The organism is Neisseria sp. P0009.S007 (genome assembly GCF_051962515.1).
Genome location: NZ_JBQCVF010000063.1, coordinates 2,346 through 11,826, shown reverse-complemented (window position 1 = coordinate 11,826; position 9,481 = coordinate 2,346). Strand labels below are relative to the sequence as shown.

7 protein-coding genes are annotated in these 9,481 nt (G+C 46.3%); 4 read left to right on the top strand and 3 right to left on the bottom strand.

Annotation, left to right across the window (positions count from 1 at the left end; translation table 11 throughout):
• Window positions 1-40 precede the first annotated feature (40 nt).
• Complete coding sequence (gene fdx / locus ACTHS3_RS07340) at window positions 41-382, top strand: ISC system 2Fe-2S type ferredoxin (protein WP_004519249.1); 342 nt, start codon at window positions 41-43, stop codon at window positions 380-382.
• 75 nt (window positions 383-457) lie between these two features.
• Here fdx and ACTHS3_RS07335 read toward each other — a convergent pair whose 3' ends face one another.
• Window positions 458-1,078, bottom strand: coding sequence for a hypothetical protein (locus tag ACTHS3_RS07335; RefSeq protein WP_004519248.1), 621 nt, complete (start codon window positions 1,076-1,078; stop codon window positions 458-460).
• A 299-nt stretch (window positions 1,079-1,377) separates the two neighbouring features.
• Here ACTHS3_RS07335 and iscX point away from each other — a divergent pair, with 299 nt between their 5' ends.
• The 3 genes from iscX (at window position 1,378) to metE (ending at window position 4,994) form a co-directional block, all read left to right on the top strand.
• Window positions 1,378-1,575, top strand: a complete 198-nt coding sequence (gene iscX, locus ACTHS3_RS07330; protein ID WP_039861945.1) for a Fe-S cluster assembly protein IscX — start codon at window positions 1,378-1,380, stop codon at window positions 1,573-1,575.
• A 171-nt stretch (window positions 1,576-1,746) separates the two neighbouring features.
• The gene (gene metF, locus ACTHS3_RS07325) at window positions 1,747-2,628 is read left to right on the top strand and encodes a methylenetetrahydrofolate reductase (RefSeq protein WP_049323818.1); all 882 of its coding nucleotides are present in this window, start codon (window positions 1,747-1,749) and stop codon (window positions 2,626-2,628) included.
• A gap of 89 nt (window positions 2,629-2,717) precedes the next feature.
• Entirely contained in the window at window positions 2,718-4,994 is a 2,277-nt protein-coding gene (gene metE / locus ACTHS3_RS07320) for a 5-methyltetrahydropteroyltriglutamate--homocysteine S-methyltransferase (RefSeq protein ID WP_004521067.1), read from the top strand.
• A 92-nt stretch (window positions 4,995-5,086) separates the two neighbouring features.
• Here metE and ACTHS3_RS07315 read toward each other — a convergent pair whose 3' ends face one another.
• Together ACTHS3_RS07315 and ilvE are read right to left on the bottom strand one after the other, a co-directional pair.
• A complete protein-coding gene (locus ACTHS3_RS07315) occupies window positions 5,087-7,327 on the bottom strand; it encodes a right-handed parallel beta-helix repeat-containing protein (RefSeq protein ID WP_070625982.1) in 2,241 nt (746 codons plus the stop codon).
• Window positions 7,328-8,412: 1,085 nt separating this feature from the next.
• Window positions 8,413-9,411 (bottom strand): branched-chain-amino-acid transaminase, encoded by a 999-nt coding sequence (gene ilvE / locus ACTHS3_RS07310; RefSeq protein WP_049344435.1) that lies wholly within the window; start codon window positions 9,409-9,411, stop codon window positions 8,413-8,415.
• Window positions 9,412-9,481: the final 70 nt, after the last annotated feature.

Here is a 9,481-nt window from a genome sequence, read left to right as displayed (position 1 = left end):
CTTTAACCACAACCACTCTTAAACAACCGAGACAATAAAAATGCCAAAAATTACCGTACTCCCACACGCGACATTATGCCCCGAAGGCGCGGTTATCGAAAACGCACCGGAAGGCCAAACCGTCCTTGACGTACTGCTCGACCACGATATCGAAGTCGATCATGCCTGCGAAAAATCCTGCGCCTGCACAACCTGCCACGTGATTATCCGCAAAGGTTTTGACAGCCTGGAAGAGCCGACCGAATTGGAAGAAGACCTGCTCGACCAAGCATGGGGTTTGGAAGCCGATTCACGCTTGAGCTGTCAGGCAGTCGTTGCCGATGAAGATTTGGTCGTAGAAATTCCTAAATATACAATCAACCACGCTCGCGAAGACCATTAAAACGAGGTTTAATGAAAAGGCCGTCTGAAACCATAAATTCATGGTTTTCAGACGGCCTTTTGGTTATGCAGCAAACTATTTGATATGAGGAAAAATAAAACGCATACGCGAAATCTGCATGGAGGCCACCTTCTGCGTAGCTGAATAATTTTCAATTTTTTCTTGCATTCTGATTTGATGCATATTGCCGTTATAACGGGGAGCAGCATTCTGAGATTTGTTTACTGTCGGCAGTTCAGCCTCAGCCTTCAACGCTTCCTCCGCCTCAATGGCCGAAAGTGCAGCCTCATCTCTTACCAAACCGAAACGCTCGATAATGGCATTGGCTTCATCTATATAATGAGATTTGTCCGCGCCATTTTCCAACACCGCATCTTCAAGCACGACCGACAAATGCTTGCCGCAATTTTCGATACGCTCTGCGATACGCGAATAAACCATCCAACGTTTCAACCTCAATGCGCCTGCATCGTCATTGGGTGAAGCGGCATCCAGTTTAATCAAACCATAATGCTTGCCGTAATACAGACGGAACACCAGCTGCTTCAAACCTTCTGTTTCGTCCAGCATCCGATAAAGTTCACGAACCAACAACAGCAAACGGTCGAATGCACCTGCTTGGGACAGATACTCCGGATCATCGGAAGCGAGCGCGTAAATCAGCTTGGACAGCTTGGCGTTGAGTGCGTTATTCATCTTTTTTCCTTTTATTTTTAAGCGATGGATTGTCTTAAGAGCCGTTCCAAAAAATTTGGTTGCATAACAAAGTGTAAATTTTGTATGAAAACCAAATCATACAAAGCGGAATAGAAAGTATAAAACGGCAGATTGCCGTGAATTTTAAGTGTCTTGCCGTATTTTAACGCAACTATGCTATTTTGTTAAAAAATAGCGCCATCATTTATCTGCCAATCTTCCGTAAAACAATCTGGCAGTCCAACTTCTTCTTGATTAAAATAATTACTAATAGCCCAAACCCAATAAAGGAACACATCATGAAATGGACAGATACCCAACGCATCGCCGAAGAACTCTACGACTTACACGGCGACAGCATCGATCCGAAAACCGTACGCTTTACCCAACTGCGTGATTTAATTATGGCTTTGCCTGAATTTGACGATGACCCGACGCGTTGCGGCGAGCGTATTCTCGAAGCCGTGCAACAAGCGTGGATAGATGAAGCAGAATAATCTTTCCCCACTTCCCTATCAAACAAGACCTCAGACAGTTTTTCAGACGGCCTGAGGCCTTTATTAAATTTATTCATACAATTTCGGAAAATTTCGAAATTGACTCATACCAACCTCAAATTTATTATGCAACCTGACAACAAATAAAAGATATGCAGAAGGTGCATAGCCATGAATCACGCTCGAGAAATCGCCGCTTTAAACAACAGCCTTTCTGATTTAAAAGGCGACATCAATGTTTCATTCGAATTTTTCCCGCCGAAAAACGAACAAATGGAAACCATGCTGTGGGATTCCATCCATCGCCTGCAAACCCTGCATCCGAAATTCGTTTCCGTAACCTACGGTGCAAACTCCGGCGAACGCGACCGCACACACAGCATCGTCAAACGCATCAAACAAGAAACCGGCCTTGACGCTGCCCCCCACCTGACAGGTATCGACGCCAGCCCTGACGAGTTGCGCCAAATCGCCAAAGATTATTGGGATAGCGGTATCCGCCGCATTGTCGCCCTGCGTGGCGACGAGCCGCCCGGCTACGAGAAAAAACCTTTCTATGCCGAAGATTTGGTCAAACTGTTGCGCTCCGTTGCCGACTTTGATATTTCCGTAGCAGCCTATCCAGAAGTGCACCCGGAAGCCAAATCCGCACAAGCCGACTTAATCAATCTGAAACGCAAAATTGATGCGGGTGCAAACCACGTTATTACCCAATTTTTCTTTGACGTGGAAAGCTATCTGCGCTTCCGCGACCGTTGCGTGATGATGGGCATTGACGTTGAAATTGTTCCCGGCATCCTGCCCGTAACCAATTTCAAACAATTGACCAAAATGGCCCAAGTGACCAATGTCAAAATCCCAAGCTGGCTGTCTAAAATGTACGAAGGTTTGGATGACGACCAAGGCACGCGCAACCTTGTTGCCGCCAGCATCGCCATCGACATGGTCAAAGTCCTCTCGCGCGAAGGTGTCAAAGACTTCCACTTCTACACCCTCAACCGCAGCGAACTGACTTACGCCATCTGCCATATTTTGGGTGTACGCCCCCGTTAATAAAACAGACGGCCTCCCCATTCTGATTTACAATATCGAACATTCAGGCCATACTGGCCTGATTCAAAATTCCAACTAGGAGAGTTAACATGACAACATTGCATTTTTCAGGCTTCCCGCGCGTCGGTGCCTTCCGCGAATTGAAATTCGCACAAGAAAAATACTGGCGCAAAGAAATCAGCGAGCAAGAATTGCTGGCTGTTGCTAAAGACTTGCGCGAGAAAAACTGGAAACACCAAGCTGCTGCCAACGCTGATTACGTTGCTGTAGGCGATTTCACTTTCTACGACCACATCCTCGACCTGCAAGTTGCTACCGGTGCCATCCCTGCCCGTTTCGGCTTCGACAACCAAAACCTGTCTTTGGAACAATTCTTCCAACTGGCCCGCGGTAACAAAGACCAATTCGCTATCGAAATGACCAAATGGTTCGACACCAACTACCACTACTTGGTGCCTGAATTCCACGCCGATACCGAATTCAAAGCCAACGCCAAACACTACGTTCAACAACTGCAAGAAGCCCAAGCTTTGGGTCTGAAAGCCAAACCGACCGTTGTTGGTCCGTTGACTTTCCTGTGGGTTGGTAAAGAAAAAGGCGCTGTTGAATTCGACCGTCTGAGCCTGTTGCCTAAACTGTTGCCTGTTTACGTTGAAATCCTGACTGCTTTGGTTGAAGCCGGTGCCGAGTGGATTCAAATCGACGAGCCTGCTTTGACTGTTGACCTGCCTAAAGAATGGGTAGAAGCATACAAAGACGTTTACGCTACTTTGAGCAAAGTAAGCGCCAAAATCCTGTTGAGCACTTACTTCGGTTCTGTTGCCGAACACGCTACTTTGCTGAAATCCCTGCCTGTTGACGGCCTGCACATCGACTTGGTACGCGCTCCTGAACAGCTAGACGCATTTGCCGACTACGACAAAGTTCTGTCTGCCGGCGTTATCGACGGCCGCAACATTTGGCGCGCCAACCTGAACAAAGTTTTGGAAACTGTCGAGCCTCTGCAAGCCAAACTGGGCGACCGTTTGTGGATCTCCAGCTCTTGCTCTCTGCTGCACACTCCATTTGACTTGTCAGTTGAAGAAAAACTGAAAGCCAACAAACCTGACCTGTACTCTTGGTTGGCATTCACCCTGCAAAAAACCCAAGAATTGCGCGTTCTGAAAGCCGCATTGAACGAAGGTCGTGATTCTGTTGCCGAAGAACTGGCCGCTAGCCAAGCTGCCGCCGACTCCCGTGCCAACAGCAGCGAAATCCACCGTGCAGACGTTGCCAAACGCCTGGCCGATTTGCCTGCCAACGCAGACCAACGCAAATCTCCATTTGCCGACCGTATCAAAGCGCAACAAGCATGGTTGAACCTGCCTTTACTGCCGACTACCAACATCGGTTCTTTCCCACAAACTACCGAAATCCGCCAAGCACGTGCAGCCTTCAAAAAAGGCGAACTGTCTGCCGCAGATTACGAAGCCGCGATGAAAAAAGAAATCGCCTTGGTGGTTGAAGAGCAAGAAAAACTGGACTTGGACGTACTGGTACACGGCGAAGCCGAGCGTAACGACATGGTTGAATACTTCGGCGAATTGTTGAGCGGTTTTGCATTCACCCAATACGGCTGGGTACAAAGCTACGGCTCACGTTGCGTTAAACCACCTATCATCTTTGGTGACGTAAGTCGTCCTGAAGCCATGACTGTGGCTTGGTCTACTTACGCTCAAAGCCTGACCAAACGCCCGATGAAAGGTATGTTGACCGGCCCTGTAACCATTCTGCAATGGTCTTTTGTCCGCAATGATATTCCTCGCTCTACCGTGTGCAAACAAATCGCACTGGCTCTGAACGACGAAGTATTGGATCTGGAAAAAGCCGGCATCAAAGTCATCCAAATTGACGAACCTGCCATCCGCGAAGGTCTGCCTTTGAAACGTGCCGATTGGGATGCCTACCTGAACTGGGCCGGCGAATCTTTCCGCCTGTCCTCTACCGGTTGCGAAGACAGCACCCAAATCCACACTCATATGTGCTATTCTGAGTTCAACGACATCCTGCCTGCCATCGCTGCTATGGACGCTGACGTCATCACCATTGAAACTTCACGTTCCGATATGGAGCTCTTGACCGCGTTCGGCGAATTCAAATACCCGAACGACATTGGCCCAGGTGTTTACGACATCCACAGCCCACGCGTACCGACTGAAGCTGAAGTTGAGCATCTGTTGCGCAAAGCCATCGAGGTTGTACCGGTTGAACGTCTGTGGGTTAACCCGGACTGCGGCCTGAAAACCCGTGGCTGGAAAGAAACTCTGGAACAACTCCAAGTGATGATGAACGTAACCCACAAACTGCGTGCCGAACTGGCTAAATAATGTGAGTTAGATGAAAAGGCCGTCTGAAAATTTTCAGACGGCCTTTTTTTATTTATCAATATTTAAAACATAAAGATTACGACTTCAACAACTTACAAAATCCCTGTCGTTGTATGATGTTCTTCCACTCCTGATGTATACACGTTCTGAGTATGGTGATACACAGTCTCTTTAGTCGTTTCAACAATATGGTTGGCTTCTGACAAGATATCGCTCAATGCCACTTTACTGCCGGTCGTATTCACCTTTTTCAGTGCTGCGCCGTTATGGCTATTGCCTTCAGAATACGTCTTGATGTCGTTTTCAAAGCGCAGCCATGAATCATACAGTTTGCCTTTAATGTCCGTCATGATTTTGTTGTTGGCTACATTTAAAGATGCTTTGCCTTTAGGGTTGGTACTGTGTACGTCTACCAAAGCATCATTCAGGGCACCACCAAGTTTCAATGTGTTATTGGTGATGTTGTACTCTTTGGCATTGCTCTTTAAATAGGCAAATTCAACATAGCCTTCAGATTCTTCGCGCACGGAAATTTTGTTGTTGTGAATTGTCACCGCACCATGCATAGCGGCATTGCCATGGTGTTCTTCCACATAAACCGGTACTGCGCCTTTCATAATCTTACCAATATCGGCATCATTGCCGCTGATGGTAATGGTACCGCTACCAATGCCGTTTTTAGATAAAACGCGGTCGTAGGTATCGTTGATGACGGCAATCAGATATTTGGTAGATTCGCCGCTGATCTTGTTGTTTGCCATATTGAGCGTGTAATCCATTTTGCTTTCATGGTTACGGAACTCAATCGCGTAGGTCTGAATATTGTTTTGATAAACCGTCAGATTTTTAATGACATTATCGCTAATATCGAAATAACCTTTATCAGCCGAGTGCAAATCTTTGTATTGGGTATTGGTTTGTACCTGAATCCCTGAATACATGTGGTAGTACTTACCCAAGTCATCATCAACATTCAAACGGAAGCTCGGGTCTTGGATAATGGTATTGCCCGTAATTTTGACTTTATCCATAGAAAACTGGCGGTTGTAGGCAACAATACCATACAGCCGGTCACCCGTTAACACATTGTCTTCAATGACAATGCCTGTACCATCATGCACATCCAAGCCTTTGCGGTAGTTGTGGTCAGTCGTGTTTTTACGGTATGTGATGCCGTAATTGTAACTACCCGCAGCCACAGCCATACCATAGCCGGTACCGCCGTCCGCTTCGTGGCCGTTCCAATCCAAACGGTTGCCCTCGCCGATAAAGTTTTGTTGGAAACCGATCAGCGCACCGGCAACGCGGTTGTGGTGCAGATACGAATCAACAATACGGTTGTTTTCACCCAAAGGCAGCGCTTCGTATTTTTCATCAATTTCGCCGCTTTGTACGCGCGCTTTAAAGGTCAGTTTTTGACCTTTTTCCGTTTCCAAAGAAGCGGTTGACGTAAACATCACACCAGCACGATTGGCACCGGAAACCTCTACTTTGCTGATTAAAGTATTGTCCGCATCGTTCACTAAAATGCCGTTTACCTTGCCAAAATAGCTTAAGCCTTTGCGGTAAAAATCAGGGTTGGTATATTGAACCGACAAGTCGGCAATGGTTTTATTGTTTTGCCCATCAACCAAAATACCGGCAAATTCGCGGATATCGTCATGGTTGGTGTCCGGATTGAACACGCCCGTCTGTGCTTTATCAAACGTTACTTTGGTTTTGCCCATACCCGAACCAAACAAACCGCGTGCGCCGGAAACGGTTTTATCCATCACAATCTGGTTGGAAATATAGTAAGTACCATCCAAGAAGACCATGGCTTTTTCTTTATGAGCCGCTTCTAAAGCTGCTTTAAATGCCTGAAGACTGTCTTTTTTACCCTGCGCATCGGCACCAAAATCATTCACACGAACGTAATTACCGTACTCTTTAGATTCATACACGCGGTATTTTCCGGATAGGCCTACCCTGCTTTCAGCATGGTCGTCAATTTTGTTTGCTTTACCCGAACTGAGGTGGCCGTCGTGGCTATTGATTGCTTTTTTACCGGAAGAAACGCCCGCTATTTTGTCATGGCCGTCTGAATCCTTCAGATTCTTTTTATGAACAATCTCAACGGTTTCTTTTTCTTCGGCAATTCTGTCTTCCGCCTCTTTCTCTTTGCGGGCGGCTTCTTGTTTGGCTTTACGCTCTGCAATCGCTTTTTCGACTGCCGCTTTATGCGCTTCTTTTGCGCGTTCGACCGCCTTTGCTTTGGCAGCGGCAGCCTCGGCTATTTTTTTTGCTTTAGCCTCTTCGTAAATTTTTTGCTTTTCAGCCAGAATTTTTTCCATCGATTTATTGACTGGTTTAGCTGCCGTTGCTTTATCGGTAGCGGCAGGTTTATTTGTTACTTTAGGCGCAATGATATGTTTACTGGAAACGCTGCTTACAGAAGCAACACTGGCCCGTGCAACATGCATTTTTGTCACAAGGCCGTCTGAAGATGATGATGAACTGTCAAATCTTGCTGCCTCCGCCACATGCACTACTTCTCTCGTTACCGTATTTTTACCGCTTAATTGCTTAAGCTCAGGAGAAACCGACGGCATATCCCCCCAATTGTGGGTGTGTATCCATTCTTTTAGAGGAGAAGATGATTTGGAATTTGCTTCAGGTGTGGATGAGCCGTGACGAATGTGGGTACGGCCAAGAGGAGCAAGTTTATGTGACATAATCAGCGTATTTCCTTGTATCGAATATCGCCTTTCCCACCGCACAAGCGTGCAACAAAAAAGCCGATTGATTAAAGAGGTAAGACGGATTCTGTCGTAACAACAATTGCCTGTATAAAGGCCAAACTGAAGTTGGCCGCTTTGAGAAACTCGGCAGCGTTTCCCCTTCTGCCGGTTTTCTGATTGGAAACGGTCATGGTGTCAGACAGAACCCTTGGATGACTTTATATAGGCGATCTGTCCGCGTACCATGTATCCGGTTATTTTTGACGGAAATGTATCAGAGTCCCTTTTTAATTGATTAGTTCATCCAGAGTTAAGTTATTTTTGATTTTTATAGCAAAATAAAAATGGTTTTATCTTGCACTGGTTTCCTTTTTGACTTGACAGAGTGAATCCCGCGAAGCCAAAAAGGAGGGAAATTCTAACACGATATGTTTTTAGCATTCCCTATTTAACTAAATTTACAAAATATACAGAATAAATATCTATAACTGTTTTTAACTTCTTCTAAAAATCAATAAAATTCGATATTTCCAATATGTATTTTTACAACATGACTGCGCATTATATACCGATTATCTAAAAATACTACCGTTTGTTTAAAAAATTTAGCATTTTATTATCGCTTTTTCCTTCTAAATGCCAATAAAAAAAGCCGTCTGAAAAAATATTTCAGACGGCCTTTTATATTAACGTTCTACTTAACAAACTTCGACCAACCAGCCGTGTTTGTCTTCTGTCAAACCGTATTGAATGTCGGTAATCGCCTTACGGATTGCGTAACCGCGCTCTTGGCTCTTCACTTCAATTTCTTTGCCATCAATCACGAAAGAAGTTACTGGAGAAATAACCGCAGCCGTACCAGTCAGAATCGCTTCCGCACCATTCTCAATCGCAGTTTTCAGCTCGTCGACAGTAAAGTTGCGCTCGGTAACAGTGTAACCCAAATCTTTGGCAACAGTCAGCACGGAATCACGGGTAACGCCGTGCAGGAATTCATCTGTCAACGGTTTGGTAATGATTTCATCGCCGTTAATCAGGATAAAGTTGGACGCGCCGGTTTCCTGAACGTCGCCATTCGGGCAGAACAATACTTGGTTTGCACCATGCTCTGCTTTGGCTTTCAATACCCAAGGCATGGCGGAAGCGTAGTTGCCGCCGCATTTCACACGACCCATATGTGGGGCGCAACGGATATGTTCGGTTTCCACCAAGATTTTAACGGGCGAACCGGCTTTGAAATAGTCACCGACAGGAGAAGCCAGAATGTACAGCAAGGCTGTTTCGGAAGGAGAACCGGCTTTGCCGATCACAGGGTCGGTACCGATCAAAGTCGGACGCAGGTACAAAGCGGCAGGCGCATCAGGGATTTCCTCGGCGGAACGTTTGACCAATTCGATCAAAGCATTCAAATAAGCCTCTGTCTCAGGACACGGTAGGTGCAGAATATCTGCGCTTTGCTGCATACGCGCGATGTTAGCAGTCGGGCGGAACATCACGATTTTGCCGTTTGCCTGACGGAATGCCTTCAAACCTTCAAAACATTCGCTGCCATAATGCAAAGCATGTGCGCCGGGGGCGAGTGTCAGGTCTTTGGAAGATTGCCATTCTACCGGTTGCCATTTACCTTCACGATAAGCGATAACGGGCATTTCAGCGTGGAAAACGCTGCCGAATACGGCTGGGACTGGTCTGCTCATGATGATTGCCTTTCTTATTCTGATTTGTAAGATAATAACTAAAGACTGAACAATACGCCTTTCAATATGG